Here is a 16065-nt window from a genome sequence, read left to right on the forward strand (position 1 = left end):
CTCCATGCGTGACACCCTGTTGAGCATTCGCCACCTGAGCATTTCCCTGCCGCAGGGGGCCGATCGCGACTTCGCCGTGGAGGACGTCAGCTATGACTTGGCACGTGGCGAGATCATGTGCGTGGTCGGCGAGTCCGGCTCCGGCAAGTCGATGGCGGCCAATGCCCTCATGGGCCTGCTGCCCAAGGGGGTTCGGGCCACCGCCGGCGAGGTGGTGTTCGATGGCCAGGATCTGCTGCAGCTCACCGAGAAGCAGCATCGCGCCCTGCGCGGGCTGCGCATCGGCATGATCTTCCAGGAGCCGATGACCGCCCTGAACCCGCTGATGCGGGTCGGCGCCCAGATCGGCGAGGTGTTCGAGGCCCACAATAGGCTGACTCCGAGCGAGCGACAGATCCGTGCCCTGGAGCTGCTGACGGAAGTGGGCATCCCCCAGCCCGAGAAGGCCATCCGCGCCTATCCCTTCGAGCTCTCCGGCGGCCAGCGCCAGCGGGTGATGATCGCCATGGCCCTGGCGCTCGAGCCGGAGCTGCTGATCGCCGATGAGCCCACCACGGCGCTGGACGTCACCACCCAGGCACAGATCCTCGACCTGATCGGCGACCTGCAGCGGCGCCACGGCATGGCCGTGATGTTCATCACCCACGATTTCGGCGTGGTGGCCGAGATCGCCACCCGAGTCTGCGTGATGCGCGAAGGGCGCATCGTGGAACTCGGCGAGGCCCGGGAGGTACTGGAGCACCCCCAGCATGACTATACCCGGGCGCTGATCGAGGCGATTCCCAGCAACGCCATGCCCGCCGCCCGCGAGGCCGATCAGACGGCTCCGCTTCTCGAGGTCCGTCACCTTCAGAAGGTCTTCCGCTCCCGCGGAGGCCTCTTCAAGCCCTCGCGGGAGGTCCATGCCCTGGACGACGTCAGCTTCACCATGGCACGCGGCGAGACAGTGGGTATCGTCGGCGAGTCGGGCTCCGGCAAGTCGACCCTTGGACGCTGCGTGGTGCGCCTGGAGCGGCCCGACAGCGGTGAGCTGCTGCTCGACGGCGTCGACCTTACCAGCCTCAAGGGCGAGAGCCTGCGCCGCGAACGGCGGCGGGTGCAGATGATCTTTCAGGACCCCTATGCCTCGCTCAACCCGCGCACCCGCGTCGGCATGGCCATCGCCCAGGGGCCCATCGCCAACGGCGTGGACAGGCAACAGGCACTCAAGGAGGCCGGTGACCTGCTCGACCTGGTCGGACTGGGCGCGGCCTCGGCCGAGCGCTTTCCCCATGAATTCTCCGGGGGCCAGCGCCAGCGCATCGGCATTGCCCGGGCGCTGGCCCTCAACCCCGAACTGATCGTCGCCGACGAGGCCGTCTCGGCGCTTGACGTCTCCATTCAGGCGCAGATCCTCGAGCTGCTCGAGGATCTGAAGCAGAAACTCTCGCTATCGCTGCTCTTCATCACCCACGACCTGCGCGTCGCCGCCCAGATCTGTGACCACATCATCGTCATGCAGCACGGACGCATCGTCGAGCATGGCACCGCGGAAGCGGTCTTCCTCTCGCCGCAGGAGGCCTATACCCGCGAACTGCTCGAGGCCATCCCCGGCAGGGCACACGTCCTGGCCACTGCCTGACCCACCCGGAGCCTGAACCTGTCATGGACGCACTCTTGAAGGAGATCACCCGTATCGTCGGCGCCGCCAACGTTCTCACCGGCGAGGATGTCAGTGCCCGACGCGTCGACTGGCTGACCGGCGCCCCCTGCCGCGCGAGGGCCATCGTGCGACCGGGATCGACCAGGGAAGTCGCCGAGGTGATGCGTGCCTGCCACGCCGCCCGCCAGCCGGTGGTCACCCACGGCGGCCTCACCGGACTCGTGCATGGCACCGAGGCGGGCCCCGACGAGTTGGCCGTCTCGCTCGAGCGCATGACCGCCATCGAAGCCGTCGACCCGGTCAGCGCCACGCTCACCGTGCAGGCGGGTGCGCCACTGCAGAGCGTCCAGCAGGCCGCCGAGGCGGAGGGCCTCCAGTTCGCCCTGGACCTGGGCGCCCGAGGCAGCTGCACCATCGGCGGCAACATCGCCACCAATGCCGGCGGCATCCGGGTCATCCGCTACGGCATGATGCGCCAGCAGGTGCTGGGACTCGAGGCGGTGCTGGCCGATGGCACCGTCGTCAGCTCGATGAACCGCATGCTCAAGAACAATGCAGGCTTCGACCTCAAGCAGCTGTTCATCGGCAGCGAGGGCGTGCTGGGCATCGTCACCCGGGCAGTATTGCATCTGCAGCCACCTACTCCGGACGTGCAGACGGCGCTGGTCGCCTGTCCTTCCTTCGAGCACCTGACTGGCCTGCTGGGCCATCTGGGCCGCTATCTCGGCGGTAGTCTGGCGGCCTTCGAGGCGATGTGGCAGAGCCACTATCGGCTGCTCACCCAGGAGAGCGGCCGACACACGCCACCGCTGCCCCCCGACGCCCCCTTCTACGTGCTCCTCGAATCGCTGGGCAGCGAGCCCCAGAGCCATGGCGCCCAGTTCGCCCTCGCCCTGGAGCGCGCCCTGGAAGACGAGCTGATCAGTGATGCGGTCATCGCCCAGTCCGACACTCAGCGCCAGTCCCTCTGGGCGATACGCGAGGACATCGAAGGGCTGATCCAGGCCCTCTCGCCGCTGTTCACCTTCGATGTCAGCCTTCCGATCCCCGAGATGGATCGCTATGTCACCAGGCTGGAAGAGGCCCTGGCGCGCGACTGGCCTCGGGGACGCATGGTCACCTTCGGCCACCTGGGTGACGGCAACCTGCATATTTCCATTACCGTCGGCAGTTCCGAACCGGCGGCCCGTCTCGCCGTCGAACGCCTCGTCTACACGCCGCTGGCCGAGCTTGGCGGCTCGGTCTCGGCCGAGCACGGCATTGGCCTGGAAAAGCGCCACTACCTTGCCCTCTCGCGGACCCCGGAGGAGATCACGCTGATGCATACCCTCAAGCGAGCCCTCGACCCACACGGGTTGCTCAATCGCCACAAGGTGCTCGTGCTGGACGATGGCTGACCGTTCGATGGCACGCTTACTCCCTGATCGGCTGACCCGCTCGCTTACCGCCCGACCGGTGCTCGGCTCGTTGGCACTGATCCTCGCCATCGGGCTCTTCTGGGGCGGCAACTGGCCGGCAGTGCGCTTTATCCTTCGCGACCTGCCACCCTTCACCCTGCGCGCCATCGGCTTTACCGCTGGCGCACTGGTATTGCTGGGCTGGGCCCGCTGGCGGGGCCTTCCGCTTCGCGTGGGGGACGGGGAGTGGCCTTGGCTCGCGGTCACCGGACTGTTCACCATCCTTGGCTTCAACCTGGCGACCGCCTTTGGCCAGCTGCGCATGCCGACCTCCCAGGCGGCGATCATCGCCTTCACCATGCCATGCTGGGCATTGCTGATGGCCTGGGGGCTGCTCGATCAACGCATCACTCGGCGTCAGTGGTCAGGACTCGCATGCGGGCAGGCCGGCCTGCTGGTTCTCCTGGGCCCGGCCGCCCTGGCCGGCGGCAGCCAGGGCCTGCTGGGCCCCTTGATCATGCTGGTGGCAGCGATTTCCTGGGCCCTGGGCACCGTACTGATCAAGCGACGCGGCACGTGGCAAAGCCATGCGGTCGTGGTCACCGGCTGGCAGTTCGCCATTTGCGCGGTCCCCATGATCGTGATGATGGTCGCCCTGGAGCCGATGCCTCGCCCTGGCGACTGGCACACGACGACCTGGCTGGCACTGGCTTACCACCTGCTGTTCTCGATCACCATCGCGCAGATGCTGTGGTTCATGAACGTCAACCGCTTGTCCGTCGCCCAGGCCACCATCTCGACCCTGATCATCCCGACCGTTGGCGTTTCAAGCTCCATCCTGTTGCTCGGCGAGCCATTGAGCGCCAAGGTATTCATCGCCCTGATGCTGACGCTGGCAGCCGTGGCGATCGTCATGCTGCAAAGGAGGCCCTCCACATGACACTGACAATCAGCATTCCGGGCGATACCGATCACGACGACTGGCGGCGCCTCTACCGCGGCTACGCCGAGTACTATGGCATGCCCATGGACGAGTCGACACTGGCCACCGTCTGGGACTGGATCCAGGACGGCACACGACTGCAGGGGCTTCTGGCACGCGATGCGAACGGCCAGGCGGTGGGCCTGATGCACTTTCGTGCCATGCCCTCTCCGCTGCGCGGGGCCATCGTCGGCTTCCTGGATGACCTCTTTGTCGACCCGGCACATCGCGGCACGGGTGCCGTCGATGAGATGATGGAGGCGCTGCGCCAAGAGGCCCGCCGGCAGGGCTGGCCCTTCGTGCGCTGGATCACCCGCGAGAACAACTATCGTGCACGGGGCGTCTATGACCGCTGCGCCAAGCGTACCGATTGGGTGACCTACCAACTGGATCCTTGAGCAACCCCACTATCCTTGACCAGTCAGGAGGATTCGATGCCGACCTTTCCCAAGCCCCTCCGCGGAGAAGGCCCCAGCAACCCCTTCCCCGGGATCCGCGTGCTGGAGCGGCGCCTGGGCCGTGAGATCCCCCACCGCCTGGGCTCCAACGAGGGGCTCGACATGCCCCACCGCGCCCTGCGCGCGCACTTCGGCGACGCCATGGTCGAGCATGCCTACTGCTACGGGGATTCGGAGGCGCTGGGCGTCCGCCAGCGGCTCGCCGAGCAGCAGGGCATCCCCCTCGAGGCCCTGCTGGTCGACGCCGGGGCCGACAGCCTGATCGCCCTCGCCCTGCGCACCGTGGCCGAGCCCGGCACCGCCGTGGTGGCCACCGCCGGCACCTACCCCACCTTCGGCTACTTCGCCCGGGGCCAGGGCTGCCGGCTGGTCGAGGTGCCCTACGAGGAGGCCCCGGGCCGCCTGGCCCCTGACCTCGAGGCCCTGGCCGACACGGCCCGCCGTGAGGAGGCCCGGCTGGTCTATCTGGCCAATCCCGACAACCCCAGCGGCCACCTGCATGACGACGCGGCCGTTCGCCGCCTGCGCGAGGCGCTGCCCGACGACTGCTGGCTGCTGCTCGACGAGGCCTACCACGACTTTCGCGAGGATGCCGAGTCTCCCTTCGCCCGTGAGGTGCTGCCCGGCGTGATCCGCCTGCGCACCCTCTCCAAGGCCCACGGGATGGCGGGGCTGCGCATCGGCTATGCCATCGCCGAGCCCGAGACCCTGGCGATGATGATGAAGGTACGCATCCACTATGCGGTCTCGACCCTGACCCTGGCCGCCGCCGAGGTAGTGCTGGACCATCCCGACGAGACCCGCGAGCACATCGCCGCGGTGCTCAATCGCCGCGAGCGCCTGGCCGCGCACTTCCGCGCACTCGGCGCCGAGGTGCTGCCCAGCGCCACCAACTTCATCGGCATCCGGCTGCCCAGCGCCAAGCTCGCCGAGCGGGTCAATCGGGAACTGCTCGAGGCAGGGCGGCTGATTGCCCGCCCGGCTCATCCGGACCTCGGCCATGTGCTGCGTATCACCGCCGTGGAGGATGCCCTGGTGCCCGGGCGACTTCAGATCCTGGAGGACGCCCTGCGATAGCGGGGTTGCTCGCAGGGAACGATCGGCTCAGCAGCGACCCTGCATGCGCAAGCCCGGCGGGCAGAAGCCACCGCGGCGATAGTCGTCGTGGCGTCGCTCGGCATGGTGATAGCGATCGCGATCCCGATAGCGGCGATCCCGGTAATGGCGGTCTTCGTAGTGGCGCCACCGGTCGTCACGATCGCGGTAATGGCGATCATCACCGCGATAGTGGCGATGGCTGCCGTAGCCGTCGATCTCGACCAGAGGTTCGGACTTGATGCGTGCGGGCGTGTAGCTGCAGCCGGCCAGCGCCAGGGTCGAGGCCATCAGGGCAATCATCAACGGGCGCACGGGAATCCTCATGGCGGTGTCCTCGCAAGTGGAGTGAGGGAGTGGGCCACCCTTCGATCCCTGTCGGGGGCACCCATGCCGCCGGCATGGTGCGGCTGCCTCTTCGGGCCGGGTGCCATCAAACACCGTTTCCTATCAGGCTATGCCCTGCAAGCGCCGCCGCCAAGCGGGTAGCGAGGAAAGAGCGTGCAAGCCCGAGGGAAACACGGCACGCGCTCAGCAGCGCCCCTTCTTGGCCTGGCCCGGCGGACAGAAGTCGCCCCGGCGGTCGTAGTGGTCATGGCCGCGGTCGTCGTCGATGACGACCAGCGGTTCGGACTGGATGCGCGCGGGCGTATAGCTGCAGCCGGCCAGGAAGAGGCTGGCGCCGAGCAGGCAGATCAGCAGCGTAGCGTGTCGGGTCATGGAGAAACCTCCGTGTCAGGGTGCTGTGGGGTGGCATTCTAGCGAACCCTGGCCGCCCTACCCATGTGGCGCATCGGCGACGCAACTGTCGCCATATTGAGACAGTGGCCGTCGGGGAAAGGACGCGCGATAGTGGCGTGTCATTAGTCTGCAAACAGGTCGTTACGGAATGGATGCGCTGCGCCGCCACACCCTGCTGATCATCGTCCTGGGCAGCCTGGTCATCTCGCTGGCCATGGGCCTGCGCCATGGCTTCGGCCTCTTCCTGGAACCGATGAGCAGTGACCTTGGCTGGGGACGGGAGGTCTTCGCCTTCGCCCTGGCGCTGCAGAACCTGATCTGGGGACTCTCCCAGCCCTTCAGCGGGGCCCTGGCCGATCGCTTCGGGGCCGCGCGGATCGTGGTGGTGGGTGGCCTGCTCTATGCCCTGGGGCTGGCCATGATGGGGCTCTCCGACTCGGCCCTGGGCATGTCGATGAGTGCCGGCCTGCTGATCGGCCTGGGGCTCTCGGGCACTACCTTCTCGGTGATCCTCGGGGCCGTGGGCCGCGCCGTGCCTCCCGAGAAGCGCAGCCTGGCCATGGGCATCGTCAGTGCCGCCGGCTCCTTCGGCCAGTTCGCGATGCTGCCCGGCACCCTGGGGCTGCTGGAGTGGCTCGGCTGGTCCGCCGCCCTGCTGGTGATGGGCGCGCTGGCGGCCTTGATGGTGCCCCTGGGCGGGATGCTGCGCGACCGCCCCTCCCCCCGCCTGGCCAGCGACCTCTCGCTGGGCGCGGCGCTCGACGAGGCGGCCGGCCATCGTGGCTTCTGGCTGCTCTGCATGGGCTTCTTCGTCTGCGGCTTCCAGGTGGTGTTCATCGGCGTCCACCTGCCGGGCTACCTGGTCGACAGCGGCATCGCCGTGCAGGTGGGCAGCACCGTGCTGGCGCTGGTGGGCCTGTTCAACATCCTCGGCACCTACACCGCCGGATGGCTCGGCGGCTTTCTCTCCAAGCCGCGCCTGCTGACCTGGCTCTACCTGATCCGCGGCATGGTGATCACCGCCTTCCTCGTCGTGCCGCTGAGCCCGGCCAGCGCCTACCTGTTCGGTATCGCCATGGGCCTGCTGTGGCTCTCCACGGTGCCGCTGACCAACGGCATCGTTGCCTCGGTATTCGGCGTGCGTCACCTCTCGATGCTCGGCGGCATCGTATTCCTCTTCCACCAGCTGGGCTCCTTCATGGGCGTCTGGCTGGGCGGCTACTTCTACGACCTCAACGGCGACTACGACCTGGTGTGGCGACTCGCCATCCTGCTCTCCGTAGCGGCGGCGGCCCTGCACTGGTTCATCGACGAGGTGCCCGTGAAACGCCAGGCGAGTGCCGGGGCCGAGGCATGAGCCGCACGCGACGAGGGCTGCTCGCCCTGCTGGCCGTTGCGCCCCTGGCCCTGGCCTGGTGGGGCTGGCAGGCGCTGGATGCCAGCCTGCTGCTGCTCGGCAGCCGGTTGTGTTGAGGGCCACCTCGTCAAGCGACAACGGCCAGCGAGACGCTCAGCGCCTCCAGCAAGACGCTCCCACAGAACATGACCAGGGGAAGGATCGATGGTCGGTATCTCGGCGATCGCCATTGCGCTGCTGCTCTTGATGGTGCTGGCCTACCGCGGCCTCAGCCTGCTGATCCTGGCCCCGCTGCTGGCCGCACTGGTGGCTCTGGTCTCGGCCGACACGCCGCTTCTGGCCAGCTACACCCAGGTCTTCATGGGAGCCGCCGGCGACTTCATCGTTCGCTACTTCCCCCTGTTCCTGCTGGGGGCGGTGTTCGGCAAGCTGATGGAAGACTCGGGCAGCGCCGAGGTGCTGGCCGGCGCCATCGTCGAGCGCCTCGGCGATACCCGCGCCATCCTGTCGGTGGTGCTCTCCTGTGCGGTGATGACCTACGGCGGCGTCTCTCTGTTCGTGGTGGCCTTCGCGGTCTACCCCATTGCCGCGGAACTGTTCCGTCAGGCCGGCCTGCCCAAGCGGCTGATCCCCGGCACCATCGCCCTGGGCGCCTTCACCTTCACCATGACGGCGCTGCCGGGCACGCCGGCCATCCAGAATGCCATCCCCATGCCCTATTTCGGCACCTCGCCGTTTGCCGCGCCGGGGCTGGGCATCCTCACCGGCCTGGTCATGCTGGGGCTAGGGCAGGCCTGGCTGAACCACCGGGCACGCCGGGCACGGGCGACCGGCGAAGGCTACGGCAACCACCGGGAGACGGCACCCGCAGCCGTTCACCTCCGGGAACATGCGGCGGGGGAAGGCTTCGACCTGGCCGAGGTGACGGCAAGGCAGGCCCGCGACCTGCCTCCCCTGGTGCTGGCGCTGCTGCCGATCGTGCTGGTCATCGCCCTGAACCTGCTGTTCACGGCGGTGGTGATCCCCACCATGGACACCGGGTATCTTGCCGAGCCGACTTATGGCGCGACCAGCATCGACTCGGTGCGCGGCGTCTGGTCGGTGATCGCCGCCCTGGTGATCGCCATCGGGGTCATCATTGCCACCAACAGGAAACGGCTTGCGGACCTCACTACCACCCTGGACAGCGGTGCCAATGCCTCGCTGCTGCCGATCTTCAATACCGCCAGCCTGGTCGGCTTCGGCTCGGTGATCGCTTCCTTGGCGGCGTTCGAGACGATCAGCCTCTGGGTGACCTCGGTGGGCGGCGACAATCCGCTGATCTCGCTCGCCATTGCGGTCAACCTGCTGGCCGGCATGACCGGCTCGGCCTCCGGTGGCATGAGCATCGCCCTGGCCACGCTCGGCGACACCTACCTGGCAATGGGCCAGGGGGCCGATATCTCGCCCGACCTGCTGCACCGTGTCACGGCGGTGGCCACCGGCGGGCTGGATGCCCTGCCGCATAACGGCGCGGTGATCACGCTGCTCTCCATCTGTGGCCTGACGCACCGCCAGGCCTATCTCGATATCGCGGTGGTGGCCGTGGTGGTGCCCCTCATCTCGCTGGTGCTACTGATTATCCTCGGCAGCCTGGCAGGGTCGTTCTGAGACTGTAGGGGCATCGAGCCGCCGACCGGGTGGACGGGGAAAACGGCTCTGCCTGGGGGACCACCCGGCAATCGGCCCGCCCAGGGTGAGCGCCTCACCGGGTGCGACATCCGGGGTCGGCCGATGAACGTCGTGGCCAGCGTCCAGCAGGGTGGGGTGATGGTTGTCGGCCAAAGGCCTTCACCCGGCACGGCGGCACAGGTAATCTCGAGAGGCACCTTCGGCGCGTTTCCCACGACATCGGCCTCGGTTGACGCCGGTCAAGGTAGTCCATGCGGCCCTGGTGTGGAGTGAAGGGAAGGTTTCGTCCTCGAGGCTGGACAGGGAGACAGGTCCCATGCCGCTTGCGCTGATCATCCTGCTGCCGCTGACCGGCGCCTGCCTGCCCGCCCTGATGCGGGGGCGATCCTCACGCCTGCTCGCCTCGGTCTCCGCCCTTCCCGCCATCTTCACCCTGCTGCTGCTGCTGAGCTGGCTGCCCCACGTCATGGGCGGCGGCGAGGCCGAGGTTCAGCGGCTCAGCTGGCTGCCATCGCTGGGCCTCGACGTGGCCTTCCGCCTCGACGGCCTGGGGCTGCTGTTCGCCCTGCTGATCACCGGGATCGGCTGCCTGATCCTGCTCTACGCGCGCTACTACTTCGAGGGCAAGGACACCTCGGCGCGCTTCTTCACCCTGGTCCTGCTGTTCATGGCGGCCATGCTGGGCATCGTGCTCTCCGAGAACCTGCTGTTCCTGCTCGTTTTCTGGGAACTGACCAGCCTGGTCTCCTTCCTGCTGATCGGCTACCACACCCACGACCATGCGGCCCGACTCGGGGCCCGCATGTCGCTGGTGATCACCGGCGGCGGCGGGCTGGCGCTGCTCGGCGGCGTGGTGCTGCTGGGCCAGGCCGCCGGCAGCTATGAGCTCTCCACGGTGCTGGCGGCCGGCGACCGGATCCGCACCCACGAGCACTACGGTCTGATGCTCAACCTGATCCTGCTGGGCGCCTTCACCAAGTCGGCCCAGTTCCCCTTCCACCTCTGGCTGCCCCACGCCATGACGGCGCCCACGCCGGTCTCCGCTTACCTGCACAGCGCCACCATGGTCAAGGCGGGCCTGTTCCTGGTGGCCCGGCTGCACCCAGCGCTGGGCGATACCTCGCTGTGGTTCCACCTGGTCACCCTGACCGGCATGATGACGCTGATGCTCGGCGCCTTCGTGGCGATGTTCATGCACGACATGAAGGGGCTGCTGGCCTACTCCACGGTCTCCCACCTGGGACTGGTCATGCTGCTGCTGGGGCTGGGCACCCCCATGGCCGTGGCGGCGGCGCTCTTTCACCTGCTCTGCCATGCGCTGTTCAAGGCGCCGCTGTTCATGATGGCGGGCTATGTGGATCGCGCCACCGGCACCCGTGACATGCGCAAGATCAACGGCATGTGGCGCTTCATGCCGGCACTGATGGGGCTCTCGGCCATCTCCGCCGCCGCCATGGCCGGCCTGCCGCTGATGAGCGGCTACCTGAGCAAGAAGATGCTCTTCGGCGAGAGCCTGCAGGTCACGGCGCCCGACTGGGCGGTGGTGGTCATCCCCCTCTGGGTGACCCTGGCCGGACTCTTTTCGGTGGCCTACTCGATCCGCATCTTCCACAACGTCTTCTTCAACGGCCGACCGATCGACCTGCCGATCTGGCCCCCTGCCTCGCCGCGAGCGGCGGCGCTGTCGCCCATCGCGCTGCTGGCCTTCGCCACCCTGCTGGTGGGGCTGGCCCCGGAGGCCTTCTACGCCGGCCTGATCCACCCCGCCTTCGCCGCGGCGCGCCAGGCCATGGTGACGCCCTTCGATTTCACCACCCTCGGGGGCCGGGTGCCGATGCTGATGAGCCTGTTCGCCCTGGCCGGCGGCGCGCTCTTCTACCACTGGCGCGACCCCCTCTTCCGCCTCCATGCCCGGCTGCCCGAGGTCGATGCCAAGGAGATCTTCGACTGGCTGATGCGCAGCGCCATCGCCCTCTCCCAGCGCCGCGTCTTCCAGCTCGAGAACGGCTCGCTGCAGCGCTACCTGACCTTCATCATGGCCACCGTGGTGGTCCTGGTGGGCCTGGAGCTCGGCGACGTGACCCGCTGGCACGGTGGCGCGGCGCTCGCCCCGATCGATCCGCTGACCCTGCTGGCAGCCGTGCTGCTCTGCCTGGCCGCCATCGGCGTGGTGGCCTTCCACCACTACCGCCTGCCGGCCCTGCTGCTGCTGGGCGTCACCGGGCTCTTCGTCACCGTCACCTTCGCCCGCTTCTCGGCCCCCGACCTCGCCCTGACCCAGCTGATGGTGGAGGTGATGGCGGTGGTGATCATGATGCTGGCGCTCTCCTTCCTGCCGCAGACCTCGCCCAGGGGCTCGACCGGCTTCCGGATGGGGCGCGACCTGGCCATCGCCGTGCTGATGGGCGTCGGCGTGGCGGCCTTCAGCTTCGCCATCCTGACCCGCCCCCACCGGACGATCTCCGACTTCTTCCTCGCCAACAGCGTGCCCGGGGGCGGCGGCACCAACGTGGTCAACGTGATCCTGGTCGACTTCCGCGGCTTCGACACCCTGGGCGAGATCACCGTGCTCGGCATCGCCGCGCTGGCGGTATTCGCCTTCACCCGCGACCTGCACCTCAAGGAGCGGGTGGTCGAGACCAATCCCATGCACTGGGTCGCCGAGCCCCACCCGATCATGCTCAGCACCGTGGCCCGGCTGGTGCTGCCCATCGCCCTGCTGGTCTCGGCCTACATCTTCCTGCGCGGCCACAACCTCCCCGGCGGCGGCTTCATCGCCGGGCTGATCACCGCGGTGGCGCTGACGCTGCAGTACATGGCGGGCGGCCTGGTGTGGGCCCAGTCGCGCATGCTCACCGCCTTCCGGCCGCTGATCGGCGCCGGCGTGCTGATCGCAACCGCAACCGGCCTGGGCAGCTGGCTGTTCGGCTTCCCCTTCCTCACCTCGGCCCACGGCCACCTGCACCTGCCGCTGGTCGGCGAGTTCGAGCTGGCCACCGCCATGCTCTTCGACCTCGGCGTCTATGCCACCGTGGTCGGCTCGACGCTGCTGATACTGGCCAACCTCGGCAAGCTGATGACCGTGGCCGGCCCCGGCAAGGAGATCGGCTGATGGAACTGCTCTACGCGATCATGCTCGGCGTGCTGACCAGCTGCGGCGTCTACCTGCTGCTGCGCGCACGCACCTTCACGGTGATCCTCGGGCTGACGCTGCTCTCCCACGCCGTCAACCTCTACCTGTTCGCCTCGGGGCGCCTGGTCGCCGGCGCGCCGGCCATCGTCGGCCTCTCGGAGCGCTCCGCGGATCCGTTGCCCCAGGCGCTGGTGCTCACCGCCATCGTCATCGGCTTCGCCATGACCGCCTTCGTGGTGGTGCTGGCCCTCAAGGCCGCGGTGGAGCTGCGCAACGACCACGTGGATGGCGAGAACCCCGACGAGGATCGCGCATGAACCATGCCCTGATCCTGCCCATCCTGCTGCCGCTCCTCACCGGCGCCGGCCAGCTGCTGTTCTACCAGGCGCCCTTCCCCCTGCAGCGCCTGCTGGGCTTCGCCAGCACCGCCTGGCTGGTGCTGCTGGGAATCTGGTGCCTGCTGGTCGCCGGCGGCGGCGAGCACCTCATCTACCATGCCGGCGACTGGCCCGCCCCCTTCGGCATCGTGCTGGTGCTCGACCGCCTCTCCGCCGTGATGCTGGCACTGACCGCCGTGCTGGGCCTGTGCTGCCTGATCTACGCCAGCGGCGGCACCGACCAGCGTGGCGCCCACTTCCACGCCCTCTTCCAGTTCCAGCTGGCCGGCCTCAACGGCGCCTTCCTGACCGGCGACCTCTTCAACCTCTTCGTGTTCTTCGAGATCCTGCTGATCGCCTCCTACGCCCTGCTGCTGCACGGCGGCGGCCGCGCCCGCAGCCGCGCCGGGCTGCACTACGTGATCATCAACCTGGCGGGCTCGGCGCTGTTCCTGATCGCACTCGGCACCCTCTATGGCCTCACCGGCACCCTCAACATGGCCGACCTGGCGCTGCGCGTGGCCGAGGCGCCGCCGGAGGATGCCCCCCTGCTCGCCGCCGCCAGCCTGATCCTGCTGGTGGTGTTCGGCATCAAGGCGGCGATCCTGCCACTGCTGTTCTGGCTGCCGCGGGCCTACTCGGCCGCCAGCGCCCCGGTGGCCGCGCTCTTCGCCATCATGACCAAGGTCGGGGTCTACGCCATCCTGCGGGTCTTCCTGCTGGTCTTCGCGCTGGGCGAGTCCCCGGTCGCCGCGACCGCCTGGGGCTGGCTGTGGCCGCTGGCGCTGCTGACCCTGGCGCTGGGCGGCGTTGGCGTGCTGGGCTCGGACAGCCTGCGCACCCTGACCGCCTACCTGGTGATCCTCTCGGTGGGCACCCTGCTGGCGACCATCAGCCTGGTGACCCCGGCCGCCCTGGGCGCCGCGCTCTTCTACCTGATCCACAGCACCGGCATGGCCGCCGTGTTCTTCCTGCTCGCCGACCTGCTGGGCCAGCAGCGCGAGGAGGGCTACGACCGCTTCTCGGCGACCGGCCCCATCGGGCATCGCTGGGTGCTGGGCACGCTGTTCTTCATCGCCGGCATCGCCATGGCGGGGCTGCCCCCCTTCAGCGGCTTCGTCAGCAAGGCGTGGATCCTCCAGGCCAGCGCCAGCCAGCCCCAGGGGCTGTGGCTGTGGGGGATACTGCTGGCCTCGGCCCTGCTGGTGGTCATCGCCATCAGCCGCACCGGCAGCAGCTGGTTCTGGCGCCCGGGCGAGATGGCCAGGCCGTATCCGCTGCGCCCCGGGCTGCTCACCCTGGTGGCCACCATGGTCGGCCTCAACGGTGCCCTGGCGGCGTTCGGCGAACCGGTAATGGGCTACCTCGAGCTGACCGCCGCGCAGCTGCTCGACCCGCACGCCTATATCGACGCCGTGCTGCCGGACGCCCGCGCCGCCGGCCAGGAGGTCTCGCCATGACGCCCGCGTTCCGTTCCCGGCAGTTCTGGCTGCCGCGCCCGCTGTTCTCGCTGTTCCTGGCGCTGCTGTGGCTGCTGATGGTCAACGAGGTCAGCGTGGCCCATGCCCTGCTGGGGCTGGCCCTGGGCGTGGCCATTCCCTTCGTGACCCACGGCTTCTGGCCCGAGGAGGCGAAGATCCGGCGTCCCCTGCCGCTGCTGAGCTACCTGCTGGTGCTGCTGGTGGACATCCTGCGCTCCAACCTGGTGGTGGCCCTGCGCATCCTGCGCCCCGCCCGCCACCTGCGGCCGGGCTTCTTCACCTACCCGCTCGCCCTGGAAGACGACTTCGCCATCACCATCCTGGCCAGCACCATCTCGCTGACGCCGGGCACCGTGTCGATCCACTACGACGCCGAGGCCAACACCCTGCTGGTGCACGCCCTGCACCTGGAGGACGAGGCCGAGGCCATCGCCGACATACGCGAACGCTACGAGAAGCCGCTCGAGGAGATCTTCCGATGATCGCTTTCGTGATACCGGTCGCCATGGCGCTCTTCGCCGTCGCCGCCCTGCTCAACCTCTACCGGCTGGCCGTGGGCCCCGATATCGTCGACCGCATCCTGGCGCTGGATACCCTGATGATCAACAGCATCGCGCTGATCGTGCTGGCCGACATGCGGATGGGGCTCGGCGTGCTGTTCGAGCTGGCCCTGCTGATCGCGCTGATGGGCTTCGTCGGCACCGTGGCCATGAGCAAGTACCTGCTGAGGGGGGACGTCATCGAATGACCAGCATCGACATGCCGTGGCCCCTGCAGCTCGTCGTCGCCGCCTTCCTGCTGTTCGGCGCCCTGGTGGCGCTGATCGGCTCCTGGGGGCTGGCCAAGCTGCCCGACTTCTACACCCGCCTGCATGGCCCCACCAAGGCCAGCACCCTGGGGGTCGGCTGTACGCTGATCGGCTCGCTACTCTACTTCAGCCACCAGCAGGACGGCGTCTCGGTGCAGGAGGCGCTGGTGACGATCTTCCTCTTCGCCACCGCCCCGGTCAGCGCCCACATGATGGGCAAGGCCGCCCTGCGCCGGCGCCTGCCGGGCGTGCCGGGCACCCGCAACCTGCCCGACCGGTAGCCCCTCGTTACGGCTCGGCCACCGGCTGGGCCGAGGGCATCTCCCGCCGCTCGTCGCTGCCGGCGATGGGGCGCCCCACAGTGAGCGCCTCGCGCAGCTCGGGCGCCATCTCCCGGTAGGCGACATCGGCCTGGGCACCGAGGCCGTCCAGCACCTTGGTGAAGAAGGCCCGCGCGGCGGCCACGGCCACGATGTCGAAGATCTCGTCATCGACGAACCCGTGTGCCCGCAGGCGGTCGATGTCGGCCTGGGTCACGCCGGCGGCGTCATCGGCCACCTTCGCGGCCAGGGCCATCATCTCCCGCTCGGCCGCGTCGAGCGTGTCCCGGCCCTCGAGGAGCGCCTGCAGCTGCGGCGTGCCCACCAGCCCCGCCAGCGCCTGGCCGTGGGCCAGCGCGCAGTAGGAGTTGCCCAGCGCCCGGGCCGCGGCCAGGGTCACGAGCTCGAAGCGGCGCGGGTCGACGTGACGCCGGATGCTCGCCAGCAGGGCCGCCCAGTTCGCCATCACCTCGGGGCGATGGCAGAACACCCGGGCATAGTTGGGCAGGTAGCCGAAGTGGGCCTGCTGCCGCCGATACATCGCCTGCACCTCGCCCGAGGCCTGCTCGAGTGCAATCGTGTCGATGAAGCTCATCTCGTCGT

The 16065-nt window shown here is 68.6% G+C and carries 16 protein-coding genes; 13 read left to right on the plus strand and 3 right to left on the minus strand.

All coding sequences use genetic code 11. The features are described from left to right. Positions 1 to 4: 4 nt before the first annotated feature. Genes DFP85_RS03870 through DFP85_RS03890 form a run of 5 tightly spaced genes read left to right on the plus strand, consistent with a single transcriptional unit; the run spans position 5 to position 5556 of the window. Positions 5 to 1621: an ABC transporter ATP-binding protein gene (locus DFP85_RS03870; protein WP_133635001.1), complete on the plus strand. Its 1617-nt coding sequence runs from the start codon at positions 5 to 7 to the stop codon at positions 1619 to 1621. A 23-nt stretch (positions 1622 to 1644) separates the two neighbouring features. Continuing rightward, positions 1645 to 3039, plus strand: coding sequence for an FAD-binding oxidoreductase (locus tag DFP85_RS03875; RefSeq protein WP_133635002.1), 1395 nt, complete (start codon positions 1645 to 1647; stop codon positions 3037 to 3039). Next, positions 3032 to 3979 carry a DMT family transporter gene (locus DFP85_RS03880; protein ID WP_243737193.1) on the plus strand — a complete coding sequence of 316 codons (948 nt, stop codon included), beginning with the start codon at positions 3032 to 3034 and terminating at the stop codon, positions 3977 to 3979. Before DFP85_RS03875 ends, DFP85_RS03880 begins: the two co-directional genes overlap by 8 nt. Then, complete coding sequence (locus tag DFP85_RS03885; RefSeq protein WP_133635003.1) at positions 3976 to 4419, plus strand: GNAT family N-acetyltransferase; 444 nt, start codon at positions 3976 to 3978, stop codon at positions 4417 to 4419. The genes DFP85_RS03880 and DFP85_RS03885 overlap by 4 nt, the downstream gene beginning before the upstream one ends. Before the next feature lie 36 nt (positions 4420 to 4455). Beyond that, a complete protein-coding gene (locus DFP85_RS03890) occupies positions 4456 to 5556 on the plus strand; it encodes a pyridoxal phosphate-dependent aminotransferase (protein WP_133635004.1) in 1101 nt (366 codons plus the stop codon). Positions 5557 to 5583: 27 nt separating this feature from the next. Here DFP85_RS03890 and DFP85_RS18960 read toward each other — a convergent pair whose 3' ends face one another. Then, positions 5584 to 5901, minus strand: a complete 318-nt coding sequence (locus DFP85_RS18960) for a hypothetical protein (RefSeq protein WP_208108440.1) — start codon at positions 5899 to 5901, stop codon at positions 5584 to 5586. A gap of 204 nt (positions 5902 to 6105) precedes the next feature. Beyond that, a complete protein-coding gene (locus tag DFP85_RS03900; protein ID WP_133635005.1) occupies positions 6106 to 6294 on the minus strand; it encodes a hypothetical protein in 189 nt (62 codons plus the stop codon). Between the two features lie 169 nt (positions 6295 to 6463). Here DFP85_RS03900 and DFP85_RS03905 point away from each other — a divergent pair, with 169 nt between their 5' ends. From DFP85_RS03905 to DFP85_RS03940, 8 genes are all read left to right on the plus strand, one after another. Beyond that, positions 6464 to 7672 (plus strand): MFS transporter, encoded by a 1209-nt coding sequence (locus DFP85_RS03905; protein ID WP_133635006.1) that lies wholly within the window; start codon positions 6464 to 6466, stop codon positions 7670 to 7672. Between the two features lie 204 nt (positions 7673 to 7876). After that, positions 7877 to 9322 carry a GntP family permease gene (locus DFP85_RS03910; RefSeq protein WP_133635007.1) on the plus strand — a complete coding sequence of 482 codons (1446 nt, stop codon included), beginning with the start codon at positions 7877 to 7879 and terminating at the stop codon, positions 9320 to 9322. 337 nt (positions 9323 to 9659) lie between these two features. After that, the gene (locus DFP85_RS03915; RefSeq protein ID WP_133635008.1) at positions 9660 to 12455 is read left to right on the plus strand and encodes a monovalent cation/H+ antiporter subunit A; all 2796 of its coding nucleotides are present in this window, start codon (positions 9660 to 9662) and stop codon (positions 12453 to 12455) included. Beyond that, positions 12455 to 12793, plus strand: a complete 339-nt coding sequence (locus DFP85_RS03920; protein WP_133635009.1) for a Na+/H+ antiporter subunit C — start codon at positions 12455 to 12457, stop codon at positions 12791 to 12793. Before DFP85_RS03915 ends, DFP85_RS03920 begins: the two co-directional genes overlap by 1 nt. Further along, the gene (locus tag DFP85_RS03925; protein WP_133635010.1) at positions 12790 to 14313 is read left to right on the plus strand and encodes a monovalent cation/H+ antiporter subunit D; all 1524 of its coding nucleotides are present in this window, start codon (positions 12790 to 12792) and stop codon (positions 14311 to 14313) included. Before DFP85_RS03920 ends, DFP85_RS03925 begins: the two co-directional genes overlap by 4 nt. Beyond that, the gene (locus DFP85_RS03930; RefSeq protein ID WP_133635011.1) at positions 14310 to 14816 is read left to right on the plus strand and encodes a Na+/H+ antiporter subunit E; all 507 of its coding nucleotides are present in this window, start codon (positions 14310 to 14312) and stop codon (positions 14814 to 14816) included. Before DFP85_RS03925 ends, DFP85_RS03930 begins: the two co-directional genes overlap by 4 nt. After that, positions 14813 to 15082: a K+/H+ antiporter subunit F gene (locus DFP85_RS03935; protein WP_133635012.1), complete on the plus strand. Its 270-nt coding sequence runs from the start codon at positions 14813 to 14815 to the stop codon at positions 15080 to 15082. Before DFP85_RS03930 ends, DFP85_RS03935 begins: the two co-directional genes overlap by 4 nt. Next, complete coding sequence (locus tag DFP85_RS03940) at positions 15079 to 15423, plus strand: Na+/H+ antiporter subunit G (protein WP_243737194.1); 345 nt, start codon at positions 15079 to 15081, stop codon at positions 15421 to 15423. The genes DFP85_RS03935 and DFP85_RS03940 overlap by 4 nt, the downstream gene beginning before the upstream one ends. Before the next feature lie 7 nt (positions 15424 to 15430). Here DFP85_RS03940 and DFP85_RS03945 read toward each other — a convergent pair whose 3' ends face one another. After that, positions 15431 to 16057, minus strand: a complete 627-nt coding sequence (locus DFP85_RS03945) for a carboxymuconolactone decarboxylase family protein (RefSeq protein ID WP_133635013.1) — start codon at positions 16055 to 16057, stop codon at positions 15431 to 15433. Between the last annotated feature and the right edge of the window lie 8 nt (positions 16058 to 16065).

Source organism: Halomonas ventosae, from assembly GCF_004363555.1.
Taxonomy (GTDB): domain Bacteria; phylum Pseudomonadota; class Gammaproteobacteria; order Pseudomonadales; family Halomonadaceae; genus Halomonas; species Halomonas ventosae.

Bases quoted from the DNA above. Each gene is read 5' to 3' on its own strand.
- DFP85_RS03870 (WP_133635001.1), top strand. From the start codon at position 5: ATGCGTGACACCCTGTTGAGCATTCGCCACCTGAGCATTTCCCTGCCG.
- DFP85_RS03875 (WP_133635002.1), top strand. From the start codon at position 1,645: ATGGACGCACTCTTGAAGGAGATCACCCGTATCGTCGGCGCCGCCAAC.
- DFP85_RS03880 (WP_243737193.1), top strand. From the start codon at position 3,032: ATGGCTGACCGTTCGATGGCACGCTTACTCCCTGATCGGCTGACCCGC.
- DFP85_RS03885 (WP_133635003.1), top strand. From the start codon at position 3,976: ATGACACTGACAATCAGCATTCCGGGCGATACCGATCACGACGACTGG.
- DFP85_RS03890 (WP_133635004.1), top strand. From the start codon at position 4,456: ATGCCGACCTTTCCCAAGCCCCTCCGCGGAGAAGGCCCCAGCAACCCC.
- DFP85_RS18960 (WP_208108440.1), bottom strand. From the start codon at position 5,901: ATGAGGATTCCCGTGCGCCCGTTGATGATTGCCCTGATGGCCTCGACC.
- DFP85_RS03900 (WP_133635005.1), bottom strand. From the start codon at position 6,294: ATGACCCGACACGCTACGCTGCTGATCTGCCTGCTCGGCGCCAGCCTC.
- DFP85_RS03905 (WP_133635006.1), top strand. From the start codon at position 6,464: ATGGATGCGCTGCGCCGCCACACCCTGCTGATCATCGTCCTGGGCAGC.
- DFP85_RS03910 (WP_133635007.1), top strand. From the start codon at position 7,877: ATGGTCGGTATCTCGGCGATCGCCATTGCGCTGCTGCTCTTGATGGTG.
- DFP85_RS03915 (WP_133635008.1), top strand. From the start codon at position 9,660: ATGCCGCTTGCGCTGATCATCCTGCTGCCGCTGACCGGCGCCTGCCTG.
- DFP85_RS03920 (WP_133635009.1), top strand. From the start codon at position 12,455: ATGGAACTGCTCTACGCGATCATGCTCGGCGTGCTGACCAGCTGCGGC.
- DFP85_RS03925 (WP_133635010.1), top strand. From the start codon at position 12,790: ATGAACCATGCCCTGATCCTGCCCATCCTGCTGCCGCTCCTCACCGGC.
- DFP85_RS03930 (WP_133635011.1), top strand. From the start codon at position 14,310: ATGACGCCCGCGTTCCGTTCCCGGCAGTTCTGGCTGCCGCGCCCGCTG.
- DFP85_RS03935 (WP_133635012.1), top strand. From the start codon at position 14,813: ATGATCGCTTTCGTGATACCGGTCGCCATGGCGCTCTTCGCCGTCGCC.
- DFP85_RS03940 (WP_243737194.1), top strand. From the start codon at position 15,079: ATGACCAGCATCGACATGCCGTGGCCCCTGCAGCTCGTCGTCGCCGCC.
- DFP85_RS03945 (WP_133635013.1), bottom strand. From the start codon at position 16,057: ATGAGCTTCATCGACACGATTGCACTCGAGCAGGCCTCGGGCGAGGTG.